Annotated in this window: 21 protein-coding genes; 13 read left to right on the forward strand and 8 right to left on the reverse strand. The window is 63.3% G+C overall.

The window, feature by feature from the left end; translation table 11 throughout:
* Nucleotides 1-98: 98 nt before the first annotated feature.
* Nucleotides 99-2,009, reverse strand: a complete 1,911-nt coding sequence (dnaK, locus tag BM400_RS20680) for a molecular chaperone DnaK (protein ID WP_089843510.1) — start codon at nt 2,007-2,009, stop codon at nt 99-101.
* Nucleotides 2,010-2,416: 407 nt separating this feature from the next.
* On the opposite strand from dnaK, the gene BM400_RS20685 reads away from it, so the two are divergent.
* The 4 genes from BM400_RS20685 (at nt 2,417) to BM400_RS22235 (ending at nt 5,190) form a co-directional block, all read left to right on the forward strand.
* Complete coding sequence (locus tag BM400_RS20685; protein WP_089843511.1) at nt 2,417-3,421, forward strand: SH3 domain-containing protein; 1,005 nt, start codon at nt 2,417-2,419, stop codon at nt 3,419-3,421.
* A 46-nt stretch (nt 3,422-3,467) separates the two neighbouring features.
* The gene (locus BM400_RS22230; RefSeq protein ID WP_089843514.1) at nt 3,468-3,713 is read left to right on the forward strand and encodes a hypothetical protein; all 246 of its coding nucleotides are present in this window, start codon (nt 3,468-3,470) and stop codon (nt 3,711-3,713) included.
* 28 nt (nt 3,714-3,741) lie between these two features.
* A complete protein-coding gene (locus BM400_RS20695) occupies nt 3,742-4,623 on the forward strand; it encodes an undecaprenyl-diphosphate phosphatase (RefSeq protein ID WP_089843517.1) in 882 nt (293 codons plus the stop codon).
* Nucleotides 4,624-4,758: 135 nt separating this feature from the next.
* Nucleotides 4,759-5,190, forward strand: coding sequence for a hypothetical protein (locus BM400_RS22235; RefSeq protein WP_175529175.1), 432 nt, complete (start codon nt 4,759-4,761; stop codon nt 5,188-5,190).
* 19 nt (nt 5,191-5,209) lie between these two features.
* Here the strand turns inward: BM400_RS22235 and BM400_RS20705 are convergent, their stop codons facing one another.
* Nucleotides 5,210-5,557, reverse strand: coding sequence for a DoxX family protein (locus BM400_RS20705; protein WP_089843521.1), 348 nt, complete (start codon nt 5,555-5,557; stop codon nt 5,210-5,212).
* 74 nt (nt 5,558-5,631) lie between these two features.
* A complete protein-coding gene (locus BM400_RS20710; protein ID WP_342714612.1) occupies nt 5,632-6,054 on the reverse strand; it encodes a PA2169 family four-helix-bundle protein in 423 nt (140 codons plus the stop codon).
* 380 nt (nt 6,055-6,434) lie between these two features.
* On the opposite strand from BM400_RS20710, the gene BM400_RS20715 reads away from it, so the two are divergent.
* From BM400_RS20715 to BM400_RS20730, 4 genes are all read left to right on the forward strand, one after another.
* The gene (locus BM400_RS20715; protein WP_089843526.1) at nt 6,435-9,254 is read left to right on the forward strand and encodes a DNA translocase FtsK; all 2,820 of its coding nucleotides are present in this window, start codon (nt 6,435-6,437) and stop codon (nt 9,252-9,254) included.
* A 57-nt stretch (nt 9,255-9,311) separates the two neighbouring features.
* On the forward strand, nt 9,312-9,647 hold the full coding sequence (locus BM400_RS20720; protein WP_089843529.1) for a TIGR03435 family protein: 336 nt from the start codon (nt 9,312-9,314) through the stop codon (nt 9,645-9,647).
* A gap of 107 nt (nt 9,648-9,754) precedes the next feature.
* Entirely contained in the window at nt 9,755-11,413 is a 1,659-nt protein-coding gene (locus BM400_RS20725) for a M28 family peptidase (RefSeq protein WP_089843531.1), read from the forward strand.
* A 105-nt stretch (nt 11,414-11,518) separates the two neighbouring features.
* Complete coding sequence (locus tag BM400_RS20730) at nt 11,519-12,625, forward strand: metallophosphoesterase (protein WP_245782063.1); 1,107 nt, start codon at nt 11,519-11,521, stop codon at nt 12,623-12,625.
* Nucleotides 12,626-12,726: 101 nt separating this feature from the next.
* Here BM400_RS20730 and BM400_RS20735 read toward each other — a convergent pair whose 3' ends face one another.
* Nucleotides 12,727-13,950 carry a DUF3999 family protein gene (locus BM400_RS20735; protein WP_089843534.1) on the reverse strand — a complete coding sequence of 408 codons (1,224 nt, stop codon included), beginning with the start codon at nt 13,948-13,950 and terminating at the stop codon, nt 12,727-12,729.
* Between the two features lie 72 nt (nt 13,951-14,022).
* Here BM400_RS20735 and BM400_RS21830 point away from each other — a divergent pair, with 72 nt between their 5' ends.
* The 3 genes from BM400_RS21830 (at nt 14,023) to BM400_RS20750 (ending at nt 16,571) form a co-directional block, all read left to right on the forward strand.
* Nucleotides 14,023-14,715: an Hpt domain-containing response regulator gene (locus tag BM400_RS21830; protein ID WP_175529176.1), complete on the forward strand. Its 693-nt coding sequence runs from the start codon at nt 14,023-14,025 to the stop codon at nt 14,713-14,715.
* Between the two features lie 13 nt (nt 14,716-14,728).
* Nucleotides 14,729-15,442, forward strand: coding sequence for a response regulator transcription factor (locus BM400_RS20745; protein ID WP_089843536.1), 714 nt, complete (start codon nt 14,729-14,731; stop codon nt 15,440-15,442).
* A gap of 145 nt (nt 15,443-15,587) precedes the next feature.
* Nucleotides 15,588-16,571 carry a YpdA family putative bacillithiol disulfide reductase gene (locus BM400_RS20750; RefSeq protein ID WP_089843539.1) on the forward strand — a complete coding sequence of 328 codons (984 nt, stop codon included), beginning with the start codon at nt 15,588-15,590 and terminating at the stop codon, nt 16,569-16,571.
* Nucleotides 16,572-16,651: 80 nt separating this feature from the next.
* Here BM400_RS20750 and BM400_RS20755 read toward each other — a convergent pair whose 3' ends face one another.
* A complete protein-coding gene (locus tag BM400_RS20755) occupies nt 16,652-17,497 on the reverse strand; it encodes an ABC transporter permease (RefSeq protein ID WP_089843541.1) in 846 nt (281 codons plus the stop codon).
* A gap of 42 nt (nt 17,498-17,539) precedes the next feature.
* Here BM400_RS20755 and BM400_RS20760 point away from each other — a divergent pair, with 42 nt between their 5' ends.
* The gene (locus BM400_RS20760) at nt 17,540-19,333 is read left to right on the forward strand and encodes a TonB-dependent receptor plug domain-containing protein (protein WP_089843543.1); all 1,794 of its coding nucleotides are present in this window, start codon (nt 17,540-17,542) and stop codon (nt 19,331-19,333) included.
* Nucleotides 19,334-19,353: 20 nt separating this feature from the next.
* On the opposite strand, the gene BM400_RS20765 is transcribed toward BM400_RS20760, so the two are convergent.
* From BM400_RS20765 to BM400_RS20775, 3 genes are all read right to left on the reverse strand, one after another.
* A complete protein-coding gene (locus BM400_RS20765; protein WP_089843546.1) occupies nt 19,354-20,295 on the reverse strand; it encodes an ABC transporter ATP-binding protein in 942 nt (313 codons plus the stop codon).
* 75 nt (nt 20,296-20,370) lie between these two features.
* Nucleotides 20,371-21,585 (reverse strand): efflux RND transporter periplasmic adaptor subunit, encoded by a 1,215-nt coding sequence (locus BM400_RS20770; protein WP_089843549.1) that lies wholly within the window; start codon nt 21,583-21,585, stop codon nt 20,371-20,373.
* A gap of 24 nt (nt 21,586-21,609) precedes the next feature.
* The gene (locus tag BM400_RS20775) at nt 21,610-24,885 is read right to left on the reverse strand and encodes an efflux RND transporter permease subunit (RefSeq protein WP_089843551.1); all 3,276 of its coding nucleotides are present in this window, start codon (nt 24,883-24,885) and stop codon (nt 21,610-21,612) included.
* A 193-nt stretch (nt 24,886-25,078) separates the two neighbouring features.
* Between BM400_RS20775 and BM400_RS20780 the strand changes: the two genes are divergently transcribed.
* Nucleotides 25,079-25,354, forward strand: a complete 276-nt coding sequence (locus BM400_RS20780; protein ID WP_245782064.1) for a hypothetical protein — start codon at nt 25,079-25,081, stop codon at nt 25,352-25,354.
* Nucleotides 25,355-25,569 lie beyond the last annotated feature (215 nt).

Here is a 25,569-nt window from a genome sequence, read left to right on the forward strand (position 1 = left end):
TCGACGGATAAAGTTTGAGGGGCACCCCATGCGGAACGCCCCTCAAGCTCTTCTGTTCGTATTACGCAAGAAACATGCTTCCGGTTCTTTCAGGACGATTACTTGTGATCGACGTCGACATACTCCGCATCGATGACGCCTTCGTCCTTCTTCGTTTCAGCCTGCGCGCCGCCATCGGCCGTCGCGCCATCCGTCGGAGCCGCTGCGTTGGCCTTGTAGAGCGCCTCGGCCAGCTTGTGGCTCGCCGCCGTCAGCTTCTCGCGTGAGGCGTTCAGCTCAGCAGCCGTCGGTGTTCCGGCCAGCGTCGCCTTGGATTCCGCCAGCGCAGACTCAACCTCGGTCTTGTCGCTCGCGTCCACCTTCTCGCCACCGTCCTTGATCATCTTCTCGACGTTGTAGACCATCGAGTCGAGACCGTTGCGCGCCTCAACTGCATCGCGCTGCTCCTTGTCCTCGGCCGCGTGCGCCTCGGCGTCCTTGGCCATGCGCTCGACTTCTTCCTTGCTCAGACCCGAAGACGACGTGATGGTGATCTTCTGATCCTTGCCGGTCGCGTTGTCCTTCGCCGTCACGTTCAGAATGCCGTTTGCATCGATGTCGAAGGTGACCTCGATCTGCGGGACTCCACGAGGAGCCGTGGGAATGCCACTCAGCTTGAACTTGCCCAGCGTACGGTTCTGCGCAGCCATCGGACGCTCGCCCTGGAGGACGTGGACTTCGACTTCGGTCTGGTTATCGGCCGCGGTCGAGAAGGTCTCCGTCTTCTTGGTCGGAATCGTCGTGTTGCGCTGGATCATGCTGGTCGCCACGCCGCCCATCGTCTCGATGGAGAGCGTCAGCGGGGTCACGTCGAGCAGAAGCAGGTCCTTCACTTCGCCGGCGAGCACACCAGCCTGAACAGCCGCACCGATCGCCACAACCTCATCCGGGTTCACACCCTTGTGCGGCTCCTTGCCGAACAACTCCTTCACCAGCTTCTGGATCGCGGGCATGCGGGTCTGGCCACCGACGAGAACCACCTCGTCGATCTTCGACGCATCCACACCGGCATCCTTCATGGCCTGCTTGGAGGGTCCGATCGAACGCTGCAACAGGTCATCCACCAGCGACTCGAGCTTGGCACGGGTCAGGTTGCGGACAAGGTGCTTCGGTCCGGTCGCATCCGCCGTGATGAAGGGCAGGTTGATCTCCGACTCCTGCGCCGTCGACAGCTCGATCTTCGCCTTCTCGGCCGCGTCGCGCAGACGCTGCAGCGCCATCTCGTTGCCCTTGTTGCGCAGATCGAGGCCCGTCTCCGACTTGAACTCCGTGATCAGCCACTCCACGATGCGCTCGTCGAGGTTATCGCCGCCAAGGTGCGTATCGCCGTTGGTCGACTTCACTTCGATCACGCCGTCGCCTACTTCGAGGATCGAGATATCGAACGTACCGCCGCCAAAGTCGTACACAGCAATCGTCTCGTCCTTCTTCTTGTCGAGACCGTACGCCAGCGCAGCCGCAGTGGGCTCGTTGACGATACGCTTCACATCCAGACCGGCGATCTTACCTGCATCTTTGGTGGCCTGGCGCTGCGCGTCGTTGAAGTACGCAGGAACCGTGATGACGGCCTCGGTCACCGAGGTGCCCAGGTAATCCTCGGCAGCCTTCTTCAGTTTCTGCAGAATCATCGCCGACACTTCCGGCGCGGTGAACTCCTTGCCCTGCGCCAGCACGCCGACGTTATCGCCCTTGGCGATCACCTTGTACGGCACCATCTTCATCTCGTCGCCGACTTCGTTCATGCGGCGGCCCATGAAGCGCTTGATGGAGTACACGGTGTTCTCAGGGTTCGTAATCGCCTGACGCTTCGCCACCTGTCCCACCAGACGCTCTCCGCTCTTGGTAAAGGCCACGATGGACGGCGTAGTACGGCCACCCTCTTCGTTCGCAATCACCTTCGGCTCGCCGCCTTCCATCACGGCCACGCAGGAGTTCGTCGTTCCTAAATCAATCCCGATAATCTTTCCCATAAATCTCTCTCCTTGAACCCACACCCGGGTCGGCCGGGCCTTTCTCTCGACTTACCGATCTTCACATATGAGTGAGTTACTGTCAAGAAAGTTGCATTTAATTTCAACATGTTGATCCTGAGACACTTAAAACGGAGAACAAGCAACCGATTGTGGGAAAAAGCGGGAAAAGCGGGAAAAAGAAGCCAAAACAAAAACGCACGAACCTCATGGCTAAGCGATATACCCATCGCCGTGACCGCCATACCCGCCCCGCCTTCTCCCGACGCCAGCCAGTTCGCATCTGCGGTTCAGCCCAGAAGCAGTTGCCGTTGTCGTTCCACGGGCCTCTCTTTCCCGCCTTTCCCGCCTCTTCCCACATTCTTTTGCCTGTTCCCACATCGACACTTTTCACGTCTAATCGAGATATGCGCCTGGCCCATGTCATCCTGCTGGCTCTCCTTCCCACGACGTTTCTTCCTGCCCAGAAGCAGAAGAAGGACAACCAGTCGGGCTACGACCGCTCCGCCAAAGCCACCCTGTTGCATCCGGCCAACGTCTACGTGGCACCCGACGACTCCTCGCAGCGCGCGGCAGTCGTGAATCCTGGCCACGAGGTCGTCATCGCCGAGCGTTCCGGCCCCTGGGTGCGCGTCTTCGCCAACACCGACGTCCGCGACGTCACCGATGACCGCGATGAGCCGGAGTTCAAGGACGACGATCCCACACCAGCCTCCGGATGGATCCGCGACAAGGGCATCATCACCCCCACCAGCCCCAACGGCGACAGAATCCTCTACGGCGCGGCGGCGAACTACGAGTTCGCCGCCTCCCAGCCCCACGCCCCCGCCGACGCCGCCTCCGCCGCGCATCTGCTCTACCGCCGCGTGGCCACCTACTACCCCCAATCGCCGCTGGCCGCCGAATCCGCCTGGCGCTCCGCCGATATCCGCTGGCAGATCGACAAGCGCGATCAAGCCACCCTGCCCTCGGCCAAGGAGCAGGACCCAAGCCTCCGCCCCGGTATGTACGAGGGCGAGATGAAGCTGGTCATCAAGCTCTTCCCCGGCTCCCCCCAGGCCGCCAAAGCCGCCTACGAGATGCTCGACAACAAGCTCTGCGGCGACTGGCAGGGATTGCCCAAGTGCCCCGAGCAGGAGTCTGCGCTCTACGAGAAGTACGCGGAGCGGAATCCGGCGAGCCCACGCGCCGCTGAAGCTCTGTACGAAGCCGCCTTCCGCCAGGGCTCGCTCGTGGCGATGTACGAGGTGGAGGAGAACCACAAACGCGCCCAGGCCGCCGCCGCCCACGCCCAGTCCATCGCCCAGCAGATGCGCGCCAAATACCCAGACTCCGACTTCACCGTGCGCGCCGAAGCCATCGCCTATAAGGTGGCGCAAAACATCCCGATCTACGGGAACGACCGGGATTAGTCCACCTCTTGTACACTGATCCCGATCTCACCTGGGTGCCAACTGCATGACAACCCGTACCATTGGAGACCGGCTCTACGCCATCGGTTCTCTCCTGCTGTTCGCAAGCCTTCTCCATCGCGCCAATCTTCTTCCGGCCCGGGAGTCACGCGGATGGTTCTGGACCGCCGTTGCTGGAGGAGTCATCTGGCTTGCGGGCCTGAGTCTCCGCTGGCTGGCAAAACGTCAGCACCCGAAGCTCGCTGTGGAACCCACTCCGACACCCGGAATCACCCCACAAATTTCAGGCTAAATTCACCCTCCGCCGTTACCATAACGGAATGCCGATCCTTCAAGTCATCCTCCTGGCCATTGTGCAGGGCCTCGCCGAGCTTCTTCCCGTCTCCAGCTCCGCCCACGTCGTCGTAGCCGAAAAGCTCCTGGGCCTCGACCCCACGACCCCGCAGATGACGCTTCTGCTCGTCATGCTCCACACCGGCACCATGTTCGCCGTCATCGCCTACTTCTGGAAGCAGTGGAAGAGCGCCTACTTCGCCTCCGCCGACGCCTTCAAGTCCTTTGCCGTCAAGCTGATCGCAGCAACCGCCCTCACCGGCATCATCGGCTACCCCCTCAAGAAGATCATCGAAAAGATTGCCTTCCCCGGAGCCCCCAAGGCGGAGATCGAAGAGCTCTTCGGCCGCCTCGACATCATCGCCCCCGCCCTCCTCGCCGCCGGCATCCTCATCCTCATCGCCGGTCTCCGCGAAAAGAAGCAGCTCGAAGCCGAGCACACAGGCGATGCCATCCTCACCACCCCGCAGGCCCTCTGGATGGGTGCCATCCAGGGCGTCTGCCTCCCCTTTCGCGGCTTCTCCCGCTCCGGCGCGACCATCTCCACCGGCATGCTCGCCGGCGCTCTGAAGGAGAAAGCCGAGCGCTTCTCCTTCGCCCTCGCCGTCGTCCTCACCCCTCCGGTCGTCTTCGTCGAGGCCCACCGCCTCCTCAAGGCCACCAAGGAAGCCGCCGCTCTCGGCACCCCCATCGACCTCCACGCCACGCTCATGACCAGCCTCCTCGGTGCGGTCTTCGCATTCCTCGCCGGCCTGGTTGCGCTGAAGTGGCTTTCAAGCTGGCTCGAATCCGGCCGCTGGTACCTCTTCGGCATCTACTGCATCCTGGCCTCGGGCGTCGTCTTCTTCCTCCACACCAAGGGCTTCTAGGTGCCCTTACCTTCCGAGAGCACCGTCAACGGACTCTTTATCGCGCTGCTTTTCCTGGGCGTCGCGTGCCTGATCCGCTCGGGCGGCGGCAGGTCTGGGCCACCGAAGAGACCGAAGTGGAGAGCCATCGGCAACTTGCTGACCGGTTGCGCTTTCCTTGAATTTGGCCTTTGCACTCTGCTCTTCGTGGCGATTTCGCCACGACATGAGGTGACGGGATCTATTAGCGACCTCTCGTTTCACTACGGCAAATACGTCTCCACGACCTTGACGATAACTGGCGAAGGATTCCCTCCCCCCCGCCTCCGCATTGAGGGACAAACCCCTAAATCCATCGTCGAAAAGGAAAGGGCGACGGCCCGTTATGTGGAATACGACCGTCACGTCACGGACTTGAAGATGCTTTCTGGCACCACATCTGGTTGGGCCTTCCACGATGCGGACGGCCCCTTCTTCTCCCTTTTCCTATCCCTCATTGGGGCCGGCTTTCTCTACGGCGCGCACCGAACCCAGAATGAGTTTGGGTTACGCTTCCGAGCAGGCGTGGAGACTGAGAACACGCAGTAATGAGGCGAAGCAAAGCCGCTCACCCTCGCGTATACATCCAGGCCCACCAGATCATCGGCATCTGCATCGGCACCCTCACCCAAAGAGCCCAAACCGGAATTCCGGGAAATAGCTCCGGCCTCATCGCCATGTAGAAATTTGCCGGCCACACACAAACCAGCAGCGCCACCAGCCCCCAGGCCGCCGCCTGCCGCGTAACCGGAACCAGCACCCCGACGCCACCCAGAATCTCCGCCACACCGCTGAGGTACACCATCATCCACGGAGCCGGCACCATCGGCGGCATGATCTTCACGTACATCCCGGGCTTCACGAAGTGAAGCATGCCCGCCAGAACAAACAGCACCCCGAACAGAATCCGCGCCATAATCCTCCGTGCAACAAAAATCGGTGGCGAGCCCCAAGGCCCACCACCGACTTGCCCCTCTGACTATAGAGGAGTTACTTCGCGACCAGAGCATCCCGGTGCGACTTCACATAATCGTGAGACGTCAGGATATGACTCTGCTGCTCGGTCAGCAACTGCCGAACCGGCAGCGGAAGATCCTGCGAGAGCGCATCGGCGTACACCTTCTTCGCCGCATCCTCGCCCTGCTCCGCCGTCTCCAGAAGCTGGTGGTCGCTGAAACCAAGCTTCGCCTTCAGATCGCCCCAGGTCCGGTGCAGCGTGCCGCTGACGGTGCCTTCACTCTTGATGTCATGCACGCCATCGCGATGGAGCTCATTTTCCAACTCACCGCGAAAGCTCGCGCGCTTCAGGCTCTCAGCCAGGAAGTATCGCTTCAACTGCTCATCCTTCACATGCTCACCGATGTGCGCGAAACCCAACTGGCCATCGTGCAACACGTCGATGACTTCCTTCAAAATCTTCTCTGATTCCTTCAACTTATTCGACGGATCCGACATAGACAAGTCCCCATTTTCTCGCCCGAAGGCAGTCATTCAAAACCATAAAAGTAGGCTGAGGCAGGGTCCACCGGCTGCAGAGACCTTCTCCTTGGGCCGGTGGCAGGCGGGAGAAAGGTCGAAAATCCCGCTCCCCTGCCAGCCGTTCGATGCTAAGGTCCGCCGGGGGTCGTACACCGGCGGCAAGTGTGTACTGCATATCTAGATGCCCCCAAGGGCTGTGGGTTTGCATCCTGATTCCACGTTTATCTCTTTTGCCTTTTCTTCCCAATGGAACGTGATAATCGAATCTGCTCCGATCTCCATCCATTCGGAGTCAGGGACCAGGAAAAGAGACTATGAAGACACTCCGGCTCGACTCGACGCCAACCCGAAATCGTCGCCTTAACGAGATCCTCGGCCTCATCGTCCTGGTCGCGGCCATGCTCTTCCTCCTCGCATTGGTGAGCTACACCCCCTCCGACCCCTCCTTCAACACCGCCGGCGGATACGCGAGCGCCGCGGCAACGGGATCAGCCCGTCCTGCGCACAACTGGGCCGGGCTCTTCGGAGCCTACCTCTCCGACGCCTGCCTCCAGATCATCGGAGTCGCCGTCTTCCTCCTGCCGGTCCTGATGATGCGCCTCGGCATCTGCTGGATGCGTTCGAAGCCCGCGGGCTCTCCGCTCGCCAAGAACGTCGGCCTCGCCCTTTGGGTCTTCTTCGCTCCCGTCGCGATCGCCCTGATTCCCCACCATCTGCTCTGGCGTCATGCGCTTCCCCTTGAAGGCCTCACTGGACGCATCCTCGCCGACGGCATGGTCCACTTCCTCAACCTGCCCGGCACCGCCATCGTCACCACCCTCATGGTCGCGGTCTCGCTCTACCTCGCAACGACCTTTACCTTCTCCACTGCGCGGCAGTGGCTCTTCACCCACTTCTCCTTTATCGAAGGCCTGCGCGAGCGCTACGAAGCATGGCGTCAGCACAAGTCCAGCCGCCAGGCCCTCGACGCCGAGCTGAACGGCTTCGAGAGCAAGCGCGAAGTCGCCGCCCGCAAGCTCCGCGAGCAGAACCTCCGCGACTATCCGGACGGCCTGCCCTCCGACAAAGAGGTCCCCACCGCATCCCTTCAGGTTGCGCCTGAGCCGACCACCCTCCTCGGCGGTCTCTTTGGCTGGTGGAAGCGCCGCAAACGCAAGAGCGAAGAGCCCGTCCCCGCCGAAAGCGACCAGCCCTACCAGCCCGAGCCCGTCTCGCTCTTCCAGCAGATGCGCCGCACCAACGTGGACGCTCCGCCCGTCACCGCCCTCGGCACCGCCGCAGCCGCTGCCGCGCCGTATGCCGAAGCCCTCTTCGCCGCCGCCGCACCCCTTCCGCGCCCCGAGCCGGCCGACTTCCCCGAGACCTTTCACGAGGGTGGACGCGACGTCTTTGCAGCAAAGCCCACAACGCGCGAACCCTCTCCGCGCGAACCCGAGGACGACGACTTCTTCGCCAACGCCCGCCCTCTGCCCCTGGCCGGCATGGCTCCCCTACCCACGCCACCCGCCGCACCGCGCGCCACCGCGGCCGCCGGCCCGACGCTCCTGCCAAAGCGCGCTCCCGCCCCTGCTCCTCTACCGCCCCCGCCAGCCGCCGCCCCCCAGAGCATCTCCTTTGGCCGCCGCGCCGACGCCGACATCAAGTCCGTCGCCATCACACCCAAGTCCATTCGCGGCTACAAGCTGCCGCCGTCGTCCCTGCTCTACCGCTCGGAAGAACAGGCCATCGTCCGCGAAGAAGAGCTCCGCGACGAGGCCCGCGTGCTCGTTGAAAAGTGCGCCGAGTTCGGCGTCGATGGCACCGTCACGCAGATCAACCCCGGCCCGGTCGTCACCACCTTCGAGTTCCGCCCCGACGCCGGGGTGAAGTACGCCCGCGTCACCGGCCTGGCCGACGACCTCTGCCTCGCCATGGCCGCCGAGTCCATCCTCATCGAGCGCATGGCCGGCAAGTCCACCGTAGGCATCCAGATCCCGAACCACAACCGCGAGACCATCTGGCTGCGCGACGTCGTCGAGTGCGAGTCGTTCGCGCAAAGCAAGTCCAAACTCGCCATCGCTCTCGGAAAAGACATCAACGGAGCCATCGTCACCGCCGATCTCGCCGCCATGCCCCACGTCCTCATCGCCGGTTCCACCGGCTCGGGTAAGTCCGTCGCGATCAACGCCATGATCATGAGCGTCCTCTACAAGAGCACGCCCGAACAAGTCCGCATGATCCTCGTCGACCCCAAGCGCGTCGAGCTCGGCATGTACGAGGGCATCCCCCACCTCTTCACCCCCATCATCACCGAGGCCAAGCTCGCGGCGAACGCCCTCCGCAACGCGGTCCGCGAGATGGAGCGCCGCCTCAAGCTCCTCGCCGCCAACCACGTCCGCAACATCGACCAGTTCAACAAGCTCTTCGCCTCCGGCTCCGAGTACCTCTTCGAGGACGTCAACCAGGAGCCCTTGCCCTACATCATGATCGTCATCGACGAGCTCGCCGACCTCATGATGCTCGACCGCTCCAACGTCGAAGAGTCCATCACCCGCCTCGCCCAGATGGCCCGCGCCGTCGGCATCCACCTCGTCCTCGCCACGCAGCGCCCCTCGGTCGACGTCATCACCGGTCTCATCAAGGCCAACGTTCCCACCCGCATGTCCTTCCGCCTCGCCACCAAGGTCGACTCGCGCACCATCATCGACTCGAACGGCGCCGAGAGCCTGCTGGGCCGCGGCGACATGCTCTTCCTCCCCCCCGGCACCAGCCGTCTCCAGCGCGTCCACGCCCCCTTCGTCACTGAGAAGGAGATCGCCGCCGTTACCGAGTTCTGGCGCGCCCAGGGCGAGGCGGAATACGTCGAAGGCTTCCTCGAAGGCCCCAAGGACGAGAAGGGCGACCACGACGGCTCCGAGCCCTCGGCCGACGACAACGACCCCATGTACGACGACGCCGTCCGCCTCGTCTTCGAGTTCTCCAAGGCCTCAACCAGCCTTCTCCAGCGCCGCCTGCGCATCGGCTACGGCCGCGCCGCCCACCTCATCGACCTCATGGAGCGCGACGGCCTCGTAGGCCCCGCCGACGGCTCCAAGCCCCGCGAGATCCTGAAGTCCGGCAACTGGATCAGCGAAGTCGAGTCCGCCCTCCGCTAGAACCGCCACAACGCCGGGCGCCCCTGGTCTCTCGTCTGAGACCAGGGCACACGCGGCTTGCTCCCGATCGGCCGGTTCCCCGCGTTGCCCGTCAACGATGCAACCGGACTGACCGGCGTCTACGACATCACGCTCCACTTCCGCCCTGAGGAGACCACCAGCGACGAGAGCGCCCATGCCCCGTCCGTCTTCTCCGCCCTGCAGGAACAATTGGGACTGAAGCTGCTACCAAGTAAAGGGCCCGTGGAAACACTCACCGTAGAAGCAGCCCGGAGACCAGAAGCGGACGAAACCCGCCCCGCAACCTGCCCGTTCGCAACAAACCTACCGCTCTCTCACAGCGCAGGGCGCGATCCCTCACGGCCGATTGCGTCCCGCACGCGAATCCGATAGCGTTGTCCCATTACCAAAATTCAAAAAATCTCCGCCACAGCACACCGTGCTGCTCGAACAAGTCACTCCTGTTAACCAGATTTCTTCTTTCGAAAGCGAGAACCTCCATGTATCTGCTCCGCTTCAGGCAGGCAGCCGTTGCCGCCACGGCCCTTCTGCTCCTCTCGTCCGCGCCCGCGCAGGAGACTGCTGGGGACAAAGTCGATGTGGCTACCCTCGCACAGATCAAGCACGAGGCCTTTCAGGACTCCCACGTCATGGAAAACCTCTTCTACATGTCCGAGGTCTACGGCCCGCGCGTCAACAACAGCCGCAACCACCGCGCCGCCGCCGAGTGGGCCATGAAGCAGATGAAGGAGTGGGGTCTCCAGAACGTGCATCTCGAAAAATGGCCGTTCGGCTATGGATGGCAGATCAAGAAGTTCTACGGTGCCATGGAGACTCCGGCCTATGCCGCGTTCAGCGGTTTCCCGCTGGCATGGACACCCGGAACCAACGGCCCCATCACTGCCGACGCGATGTGGGCACCCATCCACTCCAGGGAAGACTTCGCCAAGTATCATGGCAAGCTCAAGGGCAAGATCGTACTGATCTTCGACCCCGCTCCCCTGACCCTCCATACCAAGGCCGACGCACAGCCCTCCCCCACCGATGAGGAGATCCTCGCACGCGGCCCACGCGGTGGCGGAGAAGGTGGTCGCCGCCCAGCCGCCGTTCCCGGTTCGCCCGAAGCCAATCGCGACCCCAGCGGACGCGGTCGCCCCGGCGAAGGCACCTGGGAGTTCACCCCCACGTCGCAGGCTCTCTCCGGCAACCGGGCTCTGCGCAACGAGCTCAATGCCTTCCTGAAGGAAGAAGCTCCAGCCGTAGTGCTGACGCCCGGCTACAACGGCGACGGCGGCACCATCTTCTCTACCTACGGCGGCTCCGAGAACCCCAAGGACCCCATTCCGCCTCCGATGGTCGCCATCGCAGCCGAGCAGTACAACCGCATGGTCCGCCTGCTGCAGCACAACATCACGCCCAAAGTCACCTTCGACGTCCAGGTGGAGTACCAGAAGGAAGACCAGAACGCCTTCAACGTCATCGGGGAGATTCCGGGAACCACGAAGAAAGATGAGATCGTCATGCTCGGCGGCCACTTCGATAGCTGGCAGGGCGGCACCGGAGCCACCGACAACGGCACCGGATCCTCGGTCGCCATGGAGGCCGTGCGCATTCTCACCACGCTGCACAAGCCCATGGCCCGCACCGTCCGGATTGCCCTGTGGGGCGGCGAAGAGGAAGGTGTCTTCGGATCCACCGCCTACGTGCAGCAGCACTTCGCCCCGCGCGACACCATGAAGAAGACCCCGGAGTACGACAAGCTCGATGTGTACTTCAACGACGACGGCGGCTCGGGCAGATTCCGCGGCGTATCGGCCGGAGGCAGCCCGCAGACGGCGGCGATCTTCAAGTCCTGGATCGAGCCGATCAAGGACCAGCACATCGTCGCGGTCTCGGGAGCGGAGTTCAGACCCACCCTCTCGCCCGGCGGCACCGATTCGACCGCCTTCTCGTGGATCGGCCTCAACGGCATCGGTTTCATGCAGGATAGCCTCGAGTACGGTACCCGTACCCACCACTCCAACGCCGACACCTACGATCGCGTGCAGAAGGACGACGTGATGCAGGGTGCCATGATCGAAGCATGGTTCACCTACAACGCGGCCACACGTCCCGACATGCTGCCGCGCATTCCCACCCCGGAGCCTCTGACGAAGTAACTGACACGGACGAAACGACGCAAGGGTGAGGCCTCGAAGCCTCACCCTTTTGTCATGGCATCATGGCATCCACTCCTTCGCGCGTCCCGCAATAACCTTCCCGTCATGCATCCCGGCTATGCTGTTGCGATGGAAAACTCCTTCGCGCAGAGTCCTCTCTCCCGCCGCCGCTTTCTCCGCCAGAGCTTCGCCTGGAGCGCCCTCGCCTCCATGCCCTCACTCCAGGCTCTTGCGGCTGCGCCCGTCGATCCTCACGCGGCCCACGCCCTCATCCTCGGCGACTGGGGCTACCTCGACAAGCCCGGCTCCGATGCCGCCGCGTTCGGCCACGGCTTCGCGGCCCAGGGCATGGTCGCCCGCGGCATGCGCCACTACGCCCAGACCGCCAACCTCCGCCCCGACGCCCTCTTCGCCCTGGGCGACAACTGGTACGGCGACCTCCCCGGCGGTGCCCAATGCCCCCGCTGGACGGAGCAGTTCGAAAAGCTCTACCCCGCCGAAACCTTCCCCGGCCCCGTCTACTCCATGCTCGGCAATCACGACTACCAGGTCATGCCCGCCGACACCAACAAGGTCCAGGCCGAGCTCGAATACGCGCGCACCGGCAAAGGACTCGACGGCAAACCCACCCGCTGGACCCTCCCCGACCGCTGGTACACCTTCGACTTCCCCGCCCACAAGCCGCTGATCCACTTCATCGTCCTCGACAGCAACATGCCCCGCCCCGACGGCACCTGGCAGCACGGCCACGACTTCACCCTCAAGCCCGAAGAGCAGGCCGAGCAGCTCCGCTGGTTCGAGGCCCAGCTCCAGAAGCCCCGCACCACACCCTTCCTCGGCGTCCTCGGCCATCACCCCATCTACTCCAACGGACCCCACGGCGACCACCCCGTCCTCATCCGCGATTGGGATCCCCTCTTCCGCAAGTACAAGGTTGACCTCTACATGGCCGGCCACGACCACGACCTCCAGCACCTTGAGCTCGACGGCCACCCCACCACCCACTTCCTCTCCGGCGGCGGCGGAGCTGACCTTTACGTTCTCAAGGTCGACGGCCTCGACCGCGGCCCGTACGCCCAGCAGGTCCACGGCTTCAGTCACCTCTCCGTAACCCCCAAGGCCCTCGAACTCCGCCACCTCGACGCCGACGGCCGCCTCCTCTACGGCATCACCCGCAACACCGCAGGTGTCGTCAAGCCGCTTGGAGCCTGAAAAGTCGAAAAACGGAAACGCACGGCAGATGCCAAACTCCGGCAAATCCAGCGTTAAAGGCCTATTACGGAATACTTTAGATCGATAAACGGGGGGAGTGCTTACCATCTCCCCCGCTGCGCATACCGGATTCCCAGCGTCCCCACCACCCCGATCATCAGCACCAGCCCCATCCAAAGCCACTCCCCGTTCCGCGCCCAGAACGGTCTCTCATCCACCAGCGTCCGAAACTGCGGATTCGGCCGCTCCAGCCCAAACCGCGCCTTCAGAGGATGCTCCGCAGGCACAAAGCTCTGCGCATATCCATAGCTCGGACCCGGCAGATCCCCCCCATACAGCAGCATCGGAGCGCCCCCAAACGCGTCGAAACAAAGCTCTCTCCGCCGCATCTCCATCTGAATCGACGCGATCGGCAGGATCGCCTGATCGCCATTCTCCACCGCCACCTCCACCGTCGCATCCCCCTGAAGGTTCGCCCCCAGAGCCGCCGGAAAGCTCATCGCATCCAGCTTCCGCTCGCCCTTCGACACCCGGGCAATCTCCCCTTCGATCGTCTCCGTCGCGCTTCCCGTCGCGTCCGAGCGGGCCGTCACCCGCACATGCCGGCTGAAGCTCTCCCTCAACCCCGCATCCATCACCACCACGATCCGCTCCACCGGAACCCGTGCCGGCAGCCGGAACACCGCCACCGAGTCCGTCCCACGCTTCGTGAGCGCAACGCTCTTCGCCACCGTCGTATAGACCGTCTGCGCCTCGCGGCTTGGCGGAATCTCCGCGCCCAGCACCGAAGGCATCGCCCCCGCCGTCGTCAGCACCACATGCAGATATCGAAACTGGCTCTCCGCCAGCGAGATCGTCGTCTGCCGCGATAGCCGCTCCGCCGTCATATCGAAGAGCGTGTACGACCCCAGCTCCCGACCCTCCGTATCCGGCGTATTCGCCCCCCAAACCTTCGCCGCAACGGTATAGTCCTTCCCGCCCAGCTCCAGCCGCACCTCGGTATAAGGACGATCCGGCATCTCCAGGTCGAAGGCCACCCCTCCCTCCACCCGCCGCAAATGCAACACCGTCGCGCGATCATCCTCCTCCTGCGCCGCCTGGCTCAGCGTGATGGCATAAGGAATCTCGCGCCCCGCGGCAAACAGCCTCAGGTCGCGCAGCGAGGGCGCGGCATGCGAAAAGATGGCGGGATCGATGACCGCGCAGGCCTGTCCGCTGGCCTGTCCACTGCTTTGGACCAGCACCGGACGCTCATGACGCAGCGATTCCGGAACCGTCGGGTCGCTCATCGTCTGCCACAGAAGAAGCGACAGCAGAAGCATCATCCCGTCGTCTCCCGGCACACAACCATCATGGGCAATACTCTATCGTCTTTACACCCTGATAGTCTGGGGCCTGTGCAACGCATCCTGGTCATCGACGACGACGAACTGAGCCGCGAGATCCTCATCATGCTGCTCGACTCCGACGGCTACGCCACCACGGCCGCCGCCTCGGGCGACGAGGCACTGGCGGATCTCGTCCCAACAGACATCATCCTCACCGACATGCAGATGCCCGGCCTCTGCGGAGACCCGCTCGGTGAGCGCCTGCGCGTCGTCTACGGCCCCCACGTCCGGCTGATCGCCATGAGCGGCAGCGAAGTACCGCCCCACAAACGCGCCCACTACGACGGCTTCCTCTTGAAGCCCTTCTCCGTCGCCGACCTCGAAGCCCTGCTCGCCCATAAGTGCGCCGCCGCGCAACACACCGAAACCGTGGCCCTCGACAAAACCACCTACGCCAGCCTCCGCACCGCCATGACGCACCGGCAGGTTATCGAGATGTTCGACTTCTGTCTCGCCGACGCCCAGAAGCGTCTGTCCCGCATGGCCGAGGCGGTCGCAACCAGCGACGACGCGCTCTACCGGCGCGAGGCCCACACCATCAAGGGAGGATGCGGCATGCTCGGCGCGCTCGAACTGCGAGAGCTTGCAGGGAAGATGGAAACCCAGGGCCTGGCGGGGGATGGTAGCGAAATCGACAACATCCGCAGCCGATTCACCGATGCGACTGTCCGGCTTCGGCGTATCCTTGAAACTACTATCTGAAGCTAGGAGCCGCATGGCAACGAAGCAGGTCGCGAAGAGAGCAGAGCCGCCGATCCACTCCGCCCCAACGATCCGCATCGTCGTGGCGGATGACCACCCCGTCGTTCGGTTCGGCGTCAAGAACATGCTCATGAACGAGGCGGGGTTCGAGGTCGTCGGCGAGGCCGAGGACGGCGACGTCGCCATCACCCAGGTTCTCGAGCTCGAACCCGACATCCTTCTGCTCGATCTGCAGATGCCCCGGCTCCCCGGCCTCGAGGCCATGCGCGCCATCATGAGCCGCAGCCCCCGCGTCAAGATCATCCTGCTGACCAGCACCATCTCCACCCAGCAGATCATCGAGGCACTCCAGATCGGCGCACGCGGCATCGTCCTGAAAGACTCGGTCGCCGGAGACCTCTCGCAATCCCTCCGCGCTGTCCTCAGCGGCGACTACTGGATTGGCGGCGAGCGCGTCGTGAACCTCCTCAAGGCTCTCCACGAGCTGATGCAGAAGGCCGCCGCGGTCCCCGAAAAGAAGACCTACGGCCTCACCCCGCGCGAACTCGAAGTCGTCACCTGCATCGTCGAGGGCTGCTCGAACAAGGACATCGCGAAGCAATACACGATCTCGGAAGAGACGGTAAAGCGCCACCTGTCGAACATCTTCGACAAGACCGGCGTCTCCACGCGTCTCGAACTCGCCCTCTTCGCCATTAGCCACAAGCTGGTCGATCCCAACGCGTAGTCCCCTACCGAGCAGCGCGCGGCCCGCACGACTCGATCCCGCCACGGCAGGTATACAAAGTCACGAAGACCCTGCCGCAGGCCTCGTGACAGCCCCGCGCACACCGGGCCCGTCCGGCAGGACACACGGCTTGTAGAATCGAACCATGATCTTTGACGTGCTAGTCATCGGAGCCGGCCCCACCGGCATGGCCTGTGCCATTGAGGCGCAGCGCGCCGGCTTGAAGGCGGTGCTGGTCGACAAGGGCTGCCTCTGCAACTCGCTCTTCCACTACCCCGCGCACATGACCTTCTTCACCACGCCGGAGCTCCTCGAGATCGGCGACATGCCCTTCTCCAGCCCCAACCAGAAGCCCACCCGCTCCGAGGCCCTCGAGTACTACCGCAAGGTGGCCGAACACTACTCCCTCGACGTGCGCCCCTACCAGACCGTAGAAAACGTCACCGGCAGCGACGGAGCCTTCGTCGTTCATACGAAAGACCGCTTCGGCCGCCTCATCGAGCACCACGCCCGCAAGCTCGTCGTCGCCACCGGATACTACGACCTGCCCAACTACCTCGGCATCCCCGGCGAAGACCTCAACAAGGTGCATCATTACTACAACGAGCCGCACCCGTTCTACGGGCTGGAGGTGCTGGTCATCGGCGGGAAGAACTCCGCCGCCATCGCCGCGCTCGACCTATGGCGTCACGGAGCGAAGGTGACCCTCGTCCATCGCGGCGCGGAGATGCACCGGCATGTGAAGTACTGGATCCTGCCCGACTTCAACAATCGCGTGAAGAACGGCGAGATCGCCGCCTACTTCCACTCCAACGTCACCTCGATCACCGAGGAGTCCGTGACGCTCTCCACCCCCGAAGGCGAAAAGACCATCCCCAACGACTTCGTCTTCGCCCTCACCGGCTATCATCCGGACTTCTCGTTCCTCGAGGGCCTCGGCGTCAAGCTCGACGAGGCGAACGACCGCTGCCCCGTGTGCAATCCCGCCACGCTCGAGAGCAACGTACCCGGAATCTATCTGGCGGGGGTCATCGTCGCGGGCGAACGCACCAACGAGATCTTCATCGAGAACGGCCGCTTCCACGGCAAACAAATCGCCGGTGACCTCGCCGCCAAGCTCTCCCCATAACCATCAAATCGGGTGCCCCAGGTCTCGCATCTGAGGCCTGGGTTTTGCGCCTCAAAACCATCCGCCGCGACAGATATTCCCTACCCGATCACCCGCCGCAAAAACCCGCGAATCCCCAGATACGTCAGCAGAACCAGAAAGAAGAGCAGCATCCCGATGATGATGGCCGGATGCATATGCGGTGTGGCCGTCAGCGCGGCCCGCAATCCTTCACTCATATAGACGATGGGATTGATCAACACCCCGAACTGCAACGCCGGAATCGGCTTCAACGCAGCCCACGGATAGTACACGCAACCCAGAAACGTAATCGGAATCACGACCACGCCGAAGATCAACCCGATCTGCTGCGGCTTGACGCTCGTCCCGATCACAAGCCCAAGCGCACCGGCCACCAGCGAAGCCAAACACACCACCAGGATCAGAAACGGCCAGCTCGCAATATGCGTCGAGGGCCGTGTCGCCGGCACATACGTCGCCAGCGGAAACACAATGGCTGCCGCGATCACCGACTGCACCGCCGAGAAACAGATCTTCTCCATCGCCACCGCCGCCACCGGCAGCGGACACATCACACGGTCGTCGATCTCCCGGGTAATTCCGAACTCCTGCGCCAGCGGCAGAGCCACCGCCGCAATGCCCGAGAACATGATCGCCACGGCCATCAACCCCGGCAGAAGCACCGTTGGAAAGTCGCGTCCGGCCATCGCCGCCGTCGGATTCATCGACGCGCCGCCCGTCATGTGCGGCATCACGTACGTGAACACGAACAGGAAAAGCAGCGGGTTCATGCACACACGGATGACGAACGGAAACAGCTCACGCCGCAGCACATAGGCATCGCGCAGAAAGAGCCCAATGAAGGCGCGCGCGTACTGCGTGGTGTTCGAGGCAGGAGCGCGGGAGGGAAGCGTCGCAGTCGTCATACACCACCATGGTAGCGCACCCCAAGACGTTACACTGGACCGATGCGCCTCAAGGCAATCGTACTTCTCCTCCCTGCGCTCTACGCGCACGCGCAGCAGAACGCTCCGGCAAAGACCTCCACCCAGGAGACCGTCACCGTCGTCGGCCAGGCCGAGCCCGTCATCGCCGGACAGTCCTCCCGCTCCGTCACGAGCATCGACCTCGAGGCCACCCCCAACCTCGTGCCCTCCCTCGCCGACGCCCTCCGCACCGACTCCTCCGTCGACATCCAGATGCGCGGCCCCATGGGCGTCCAGTCCGACCTCTCCGTCCGCGGCAGCACCTTCGAGCAGACTCTCGTCACCGTCAACGGCCTCCGCATGAACGACGCCGAAACCTCGCACTTCACCCTCGACATCCCCATCCCCCTCAACGCCCTCGGCACCCTCGACATCCTGCACGGCGCGGGCTCCACCCTCTACGGCTCCGACGCCATCGCCGGCACCGTCGACATCCGTACCATCCGCCCCACGCAAAGCTCCCTGCGCGCCACCGCCGCCTACGGCAGCTACGGCATCAACCAGCAAAGCTTCGTCGCCTCCGGAGTCCGCGCCCGCGCCACCGAGGTCCTCAGCGCCGCCCGCGACTTCTCCACCGGCTTCATCCCCGACCGCGACTACCGCAGCGAAAGCGTCGCCAGCGAGACCGGCCTGACCTCCGCCCTTGGCCAGAGCGACCTCCTCCTCGCCGTCAGCGACCGCGCCTTCGGAGCCAACCAGTTCTACGGCGCCTACCCCTCCTACGAGCGCACCAAGGGATGGTTCGCCGGCCTCACCCAGTCCTTCACCGAAAAGACCTCCGTCGCCGTAGCCTACCGCCGCCACACCGACGAGTTCGTCCTCTTCCGCTCCAACCCGGCCCTCTACGAGAACAACCACATCGACGAGAGCTGGCAGGCCGTCCTTCGCCGCAAGGACACCATCGGCCAGCACACCACCGTCCTCTACGGCCTCGACAACAACCTCGACCAGATCAACTCCAACAGCCTCGGTCAGCACGGACGCAACCGCAGCGCGGGCTACGCCGACCTCGACCTCCGCAGCCGCCGCGCCACCTTCTCCGCGGGCCTTCGCGAAGAGGTCATCGGCGGCTACGGCGTAGTCAGCTCCCCCGGCTTCAGCGGAGCCTTCTCCATCACGCCGGCCCTCCGCGCCAGCGCCTCCGCAGGCTACGGCTTCCGCCTGCCCACCTACGTCGACAAGTACTACAACGACCCCACCACCATCGCCAATCCCAACCTGAAACCCGAAAGCGCATGGAGCTACGACGGCGGCCTTACCTGGTTTGCCCGCCCGTCACTCACCCTCACCGCCACCGGCTTCACCTCCCGCCAGTCGAACGCCATCGACTACGTCCGCTCCGGCGCAACAGGCCCCTACCAGGCCCAGAACCTCACCAGCGTCGACCTCACCGGAGCCGAGATCTCCCTGCAAACCCAGATCACCCACACCCAGCGCCTGCGCCTCTCCTACACCGGCATCACTGGAGCCCAAAGCGCCCTCGCCGGCCTGCAGTCGCGCTATCTCTTCAACTACCCCACCCACAACGCCAACGCCGAGTGGATCGCCTCCCTGAGGCAGGTGGACCTCCGCATGCGCGTAGCCGCCGCCCAGCGCTACCAGCGCACCGCTTACGCCACGCTGGACCTCTCCGCCGCCCGCTCCACCGGCCGCGTCCGGCCCTACCTGCAAATGACCAACCTCACCAACACCGGCTACCAGGAGATCAGCGGCATCCGCATGCAGGGCCGAGCCTTCGTCGGCGGCCTGCAATTCGTCCTCAGCCAAAAGAACTAGACCCTTGATCCCGTTCGCGGCTACTCCCGCAGATCCCGCCCCGTAAGCCGGATGAACACCGTCTCCAGGCTCGTCTCGGTGATCGAAAGATCCCGCAGCCCATAAGGGTTCGCAGCCTCCACCACCTCCGACAAGAGCCCATCCACATTGTGCGCCAGCACCCGTACGCCCTTCGGCGTCTGCTCGGCCGAAGCCACGCCGTTCAACCCCGAGAGCCGCGCCAGCAGAAGCGGCGTCTTCTCCCGGTCATGCAGATCCAGCTCATACAGCTTCTGCGCCCCCACCGAAGCCTTCAGCGCCGCGGGCGTGTCCTGCACCAGAATTCTGCCATGGTCGATGATCGCGACGCGGTCGCAGAGCTCATCCGCCTCTTCCATGTAGTGCGTCGTCAGCACCACGGTAATGCCCTCTTCCCGCAGCCCACGCACCGCCTCCCACATTGCAATGCGGCTCTGCGGATCCAGACCTGCCGAGGGCTCATCGAGGAACAGCACCTTGGGCCGGTGTGCAATCGCCCGCGCAATCTGCACCCGCTGCGCCAGTCCACCCGAGAGCTGCTGCGGATACGCCCCGGCCCGCTCCGTCAGGTGAAACTGCGCCAGCAACTGCTGCGTCCGCGCCGTAGCATCGGCGCGCGAGAAGCCGAAGTAAAGACAGTGAAAATGAATATTCTCGAAGATCGTGCAGGCGCGGTCCAGCGTGTTGTACTGCGGCACCACACCGATATGGCAGCGCGCCGCCGCGGCATGTGCCACCACGTCCACGCCCGCGATCAACACCCGCCCCGCGCTCGGAAGCGCGCGCGTGGTGCAGATGCTGATGGTGGTCGTCTTGCCGGCGCCGTTCGGACCAAGCAGCCCAAACAGCTCTCCAGCCCCGACGTTCAGGTCAATCCCGTCAACCGCAACCACCTTCTGTTTGCCCTCGTAGATCTTGCGGAGGCCCGTTATCTCAACAATCACGAGGTCTATTCCCTTCAGCGGCTACATCCCTGCCGCACGCTCGATTATAGGCAATTTTCCCGCTCCGTCGTGCCCCTACTGCGGCGCGCCTGTCTTCTGCATCGACGGCTGCACCTTCGCACCTTCGGTAACCTCGTCGCCGGGGCTCAGCGCCACGACGTCGCCCGCCTTCAGACCCTTCAGCACCTCGGTCGCCGAACCGATATCGCGCCCCAGCACCAGCGAACGGAAATGCGCGACGTTAGTCTCATCGATCACCACAGCCTGCGGCCCAGCCGAACGAATCACCAGCGCATTCGCCGGCAGCATCACCGGTGCGGTGCCCGTCGGAGGCAGATCGTACAGCACCGTCGCATACATCCCAGGCAGAATCCGCCCATCGTTCTTCAGATCCACCTCCACCAACAACGTACGCGTCGAAGGATCGAGGCTCGAACTCGTCCGCGTAATCGTCCCGGGAAATGTCGTGCCCGGAATCTCGCGAATCGAAACCTGCGCCGCCTGCCCCTGGTGCAGCCCCACGGACGCCGTCTGCGGAACATTCGCGAACACCCGCACCGTATCCGACTGTGCAATCGTAAACATCTGCTGCACGGAGTTCTGGCTGCCCGTCGAGATCAGCGATCCGCGATCGATCGAACGCGTCAGCACCACGCCGTTGAACGGTGCGGTCACACGCGAAAACGAAGCCTGCTGCTCCAGCGAAACGACGTTCGCCTCCGCCGCCGCGATGTTGGCCTTATCCGCGGCAATCAGAGCCTGATCGGCAGACGACTGCGCCCTCTTCTGGTCCGTATCCTGCTGCGAAACGACGCCCTGCTTCTGCAGCGACTGCCACCTCTGGTTGGTCACGGTAGAAAGCTCCGCGTTCGCCTGCGCCTGCAGCAACTGCGCCTTCGCCTGGGCCAGCGTCGCCTTCGCCTGCAGCAGGCTCTGCGCGGTCTGCGGGTCTTCAATCTCCGCCAGCAACTGCCCCTTGCGAACATGGTCGCCGATGTCCACATACCGCGCCTTGATGTAGCCCGACGTACGCGCAAAGATCGTCGTCTGCTCAAACGCCTGGATCGACGCGGGCAGCTCAATCTTCGAGTTCCGATCCCCCGTTTCCAGCTTCGTCGCCAACACCACCGGCGGACCGGAGGCCACAACCGCCTCCGCCTTCAGGTCGTCGCGATGACGCAGCTTCGGCAGCAGCGCCACCACGCCCACAACGATCAACAAAAGAAAGAACGCCACGGCGGCGGCATACGGGGAACGGCTTGGTCGAGACTCCAGTGCGGCTTGCGTCATAAGGCTTTCACGTCCATGGCTGCTTTAGGTGAGCGCTTGTATCGTCTCAGGTTCGGGGGATGCGCCCTCAGACGCATCCTGGGGCGCAAGCGGATGATCCTTGCGCAGGCGGCTGTAGATAATAGGCACAATCAAAAGCGTGGTCACCGTCGCGACCAGCAATCCACCGATCACGGCGCGTCCCAGCGGTGCATTCTGCTCACCGCCCTCGCCCATGCCCAGCGACATGGGCAGCATGCCGATGATCATCGCCAGCGCCGTCATCAGGACAGGACGCAGACGCGTGGCTCCGGCAGAGGCAGCGGCATCGAAGGCGCTCATCCCCGCGGCCCTCTGGTCATTCGCAAACGTCACCATCAGGATCGAGTTCGCCGTGGCCACGCCTACCGTCATGATCGCGCCCATCAGTGAAGGCACCGAGAACGTCGTGCCCGAAAGATAAAGCATCCAGAGAATCCCGCACGCAGCGCCCGGCAACGCCGTCAGAATGATGAACGGATCGAGCCAGCTCTGGAAGTTCACCACCATCAGCAGATACACCAGAACCACCGCGAAGATCATGCCCAGGCCAAGCCCCGTGAACGACTCGTGCATGCTCGAAACCTGGCCGCGCACCGAAAGCGAAGCGCCCGGGCTAAGGCTCTTCCTGTAGTGCTCGACGATACGGTCCACATCCGTCGAGACCCCGCCCAGATCGCGCCCCTGCGTGTTCACAAAGACATCGAACACCGGCTGCACGTTGTAGTGGTTCGTGACCGAAGGGCTCGTCACATGCTGCACCTGCGCCACGTCGCTGACCACCTGCGGCGAGGTCGGCGTCGCAGTCGGATCGGGGTTCGTCCTGGCCGCCGCGACCGGAATCGCATTCAGCGAAGCCACCGAGTTGATGGTGTACTGGGGAGCCTGCACCACGACGTTGTAGCTCACGCCGTTCTGCGGATTCAGCCAGAAGTTCGGCGAAGCCTGCCCCGAACCCGACAGCGCAAACAGCATCGAATTCGCCACGCTGGACTGCGTCAGCCCCGTCGTCTGCGCGCGCACACGGTCCACGTTCACGCGCAGCTCCGGAGCATACAGCACCTGGTTGATGTGTACGTCCACCGCGCCCGGAACAGCCATCACCGCATGCCGGATCTGCTCGGCAAGCGCATAATTCTTCTCGAACGCACGTCCGCTGATCTGGATGTCGATCGGCGCGGGCAGGCCGAAGTTCAGAATCTGGTTCACGATATCCGACGCCTGGAAGTAGAAGATCGTATCCGGATATTGCTGGTGCAGCACCTTGCGCAGACGCTGCCGGTAGGCCTCGGTCGGATGATGATCCTCCTTCAGCGACACCAGGATCTCGCCATCCTGCACATCGGTCAGCGAACCATCGCCGAAGGCCAGGTTGAAGCTTCCATTGGGCACGCCGATATCGTCCAGCACCATGTTCAGCTCGTTCGCCGGAATCTCCTGCCGGATCGTCGCCTCGACCTTCACAAACAATTGCTCGACCTCTTCGATACGCGTCCCCGGTGCCGCGCGCACATGCAGCCGGAACGTACCCGCATCGACCTGCGGAAAGAAGTCCTGCCCAATGAACGGAATCAAACAAGCCGACAGCACCGCGAACAACGCAAAGCATCCCAGCGCGAATCCCGCATGCCGCAGAAACCACAGCAGAATGCGCCGGTAGAAGGCACGCAGCCGCTCGAACTGCGCATTGAAGCGGAAGTGAATACGCCAGATGATGCTCGCGTGAGCCGCAGCGGCCGAGTGCTCATGGTGCGCATGCGCGTTCTCATCGGCCGGTGCATCGTGGTCCTGGTACATCGCCACTTCGCTCGCCAGCAGGAACTTCACCATCGTCGGCACCAGCGTACGCGAGAGCAGATACGAGGCCAGCATCGCGAACACCACCGACATGCCCAGCGGTGTAAACAAGCTCTTCGCCGCTCCCGAAAGGAACACGACCGGCACAAACACAATGCAGATCGCCAGCGTCGAAACGAACGCCGGAACCGCGATCTGCTCCGCTCCATCCAGAATCGCCGGTTCGATCTCCTTGCCCTGCGCCAGGTTGCGATGGATGTTCTCGATCTCCACCGTCGCGTCATCCACCAGGATGCCGACCGCCAGCCCAAGCCCGCCCAGCGTCATCGTATTCAGCGTCTGACCCAGCAGCTTCAGGATGATGATCGAGGTAAGAATCGACAACGGAATCGAGATCGCCACAATCACCGTCGAGCGCCAGCTCCCCAGGAAGAGCAGGATCATCAGTGCCGTCAGGCTCGCGGCAATCGCCGCTTCCTTCACCACACCCTGCAACGCGGCACGCACAAACACCGACTGATCGAAGAGCAGCGTAATCTTGAGCGCCGACGGCAGACCTCTCTGGATCAGGGGCAGTGCAAGCTTCACGCGCTTGACGATGTCCAGCGTCGACGCCGATGCCGCCTTCAGAATCGTCAGCAGCGCCGCGCGCTTGCCGTTGATGCGCACGATATTCTGCTGCACCGCGAAGCCTTCATGCACCTGCGCCACATCGCGCATATACACCACGGCACCGTTCACGCTCTTGATCGGAATGTCGTTCAACTGCGCCAACACCTGCGGGCTGGCGTTCGTCCGCACAATGTAGTCGGTCGTTCCCACCTTCGCATTGCCGGCAGGCAGCATCAGGTTCTGCGCCGTCAACGCGTTCACGATATCGGTCGGCGAAAGTCCCTTCGCATAGATCTGCCCAAGGTCCAGATCCACCAGGATCTGACGCGCCTTGCCGCCATACGGAGAAGGCACCTGCGCCCCTTGCACCGTCGCAAGCTGCGTCCGCACAAAGTTGATGCCCAGGTCATACAGGTCCGACTCCGACAGCGAATCGCTCGACAACACCGCCTGCAGGATCGGTACGTTCGATGCCGAGAACTGCAGGATGAACGGAGGCGTCGTCCCCGGAGGCATCGCACGCAGAATCGTCTGGTTGACCGCCGTCACCTGCGCCACCGCGGCCTCGATCTTCGCGCCCGGCTGGAAGAACACCTTGATGATCGACGTTCCGCTGATCGACTGCGACTCGATATGCTCGATGTCGTTCACGGCCGTCGTCATCGACCGCTCGCTGATCGTCGTGAAACGTTTCTCCATCTCATCCGGAGACGTCCCGTTATACGTCCAGATGATGCTGACCACCGGAATATCGATCGTCGGAAAGATATCCGTCGACATCGTCTCCATGCTGATGACACCCAGGATGGCGATCAGCAGGCTCATCACCACAAAGGTGTAGGGCCGGCGCAGCGCGAGACGTACGATCCACATGAGCTTCTTCTTCCCTTGCGTAGGAGGTTGCTGCTGTTCAAAGTACTCTGCCGTACGCGCTCGTTCGGCACATGCTCAGGGCGAGGTTGATCGAGACGCGGCGGTGCTGACCATTTTACCGGAGAGCCGGAACGGGCGGTGTCCCAGTGGACGCATGGTCGCCGGGAAAAGTCTCCGGGCGTAGAATGTTGCTATGTCGCGTGGATGGGAGAGCAAATCCGTGGAAGAACAGCAATCCTTGGCCGGCGAAACAAAGCCCGCCGGCACCGCCCCGAATGCAGCTTCAGACAAGGCCGCACTGGCCCGCTCCGAAGCCGAGAAGAAACGCCTCCGCCAGGCCCTCGAGCTCCAGCGCGAGCGCGTCCTCTCCGAGCGCACCTCAAACCCGCACCGCCGCTCAGCACTGGAAAACGCCCTGGCCGATATCGAAGAGAAGCTCGCCGAGCTGGGCTGGACGATCCACCTCTAGGCACTCGCCCGCCGCAAAGCCGGGTGACCCATGTCTCGAGGCCGGGGCATGGAAGCACCTCCTACTCGGCGTCCGCCCCACACGAACAAAGTGCGCGGATCGTTCTCTTGCGCTTTGTGTGGTCCGCTGTCCACGTTATCCATACAAATTCCCACGTTTTACGGTCAAAAATGTGCGTGGTGAAACCTTGAGTTTTTTGCATCGCCCACGCATAA

It is taken from the genome of Granulicella pectinivorans (assembly GCF_900114625.1).
Lineage (GTDB): Bacteria > Acidobacteriota > Terriglobia > Terriglobales > Acidobacteriaceae > Edaphobacter > Edaphobacter pectinivorans.

Bases quoted from the DNA above. Each gene is read 5' to 3' on its own strand.
- BM400_RS20775 (WP_089843551.1), bottom strand. From the start codon at position 24,885: ATGTGGATCGTACGTCTCGCGCTGCGCCGGCCCTACACCTTTGTGGTG.
- BM400_RS20725 (WP_089843531.1), top strand. From the start codon at position 9,755: ATGTATCTGCTCCGCTTCAGGCAGGCAGCCGTTGCCGCCACGGCCCTT.
- BM400_RS20705 (WP_089843521.1), bottom strand. From the start codon at position 5,557: ATGGCGCGGATTCTGTTCGGGGTGCTGTTTGTTCTGGCGGGCATGCTT.
- BM400_RS20730 (WP_245782063.1), top strand. From the start codon at position 11,519: ATGCATCCCGGCTATGCTGTTGCGATGGAAAACTCCTTCGCGCAGAGT.
- dnaK (WP_089843510.1), bottom strand. From the start codon at position 2,009: ATGGGAAAGATTATCGGGATTGATTTAGGAACGACGAACTCCTGCGTG.
- BM400_RS20750 (WP_089843539.1), top strand. From the start codon at position 15,588: ATGATCTTTGACGTGCTAGTCATCGGAGCCGGCCCCACCGGCATGGCC.
- BM400_RS20770 (WP_089843549.1), bottom strand. From the start codon at position 21,585: ATGACGCAAGCCGCACTGGAGTCTCGACCAAGCCGTTCCCCGTATGCC.
- BM400_RS20745 (WP_089843536.1), top strand. From the start codon at position 14,729: ATGGCAACGAAGCAGGTCGCGAAGAGAGCAGAGCCGCCGATCCACTCC.
- BM400_RS20715 (WP_089843526.1), top strand. From the start codon at position 6,435: ATGAAGACACTCCGGCTCGACTCGACGCCAACCCGAAATCGTCGCCTT.
- BM400_RS20780 (WP_245782064.1), top strand. From the start codon at position 25,079: ATGTCGCGTGGATGGGAGAGCAAATCCGTGGAAGAACAGCAATCCTTG.
- BM400_RS22230 (WP_089843514.1), top strand. From the start codon at position 3,468: ATGACAACCCGTACCATTGGAGACCGGCTCTACGCCATCGGTTCTCTC.
- BM400_RS20735 (WP_089843534.1), bottom strand. From the start codon at position 13,950: ATGATGCTTCTGCTGTCGCTTCTTCTGTGGCAGACGATGAGCGACCCG.
- BM400_RS20760 (WP_089843543.1), top strand. From the start codon at position 17,540: ATGCGCCTCAAGGCAATCGTACTTCTCCTCCCTGCGCTCTACGCGCAC.
- BM400_RS20755 (WP_089843541.1), bottom strand. From the start codon at position 17,497: ATGACGACTGCGACGCTTCCCTCCCGCGCTCCTGCCTCGAACACCACG.
- BM400_RS20695 (WP_089843517.1), top strand. From the start codon at position 3,742: ATGCCGATCCTTCAAGTCATCCTCCTGGCCATTGTGCAGGGCCTCGCC.
- BM400_RS20685 (WP_089843511.1), top strand. From the start codon at position 2,417: ATGCGCCTGGCCCATGTCATCCTGCTGGCTCTCCTTCCCACGACGTTT.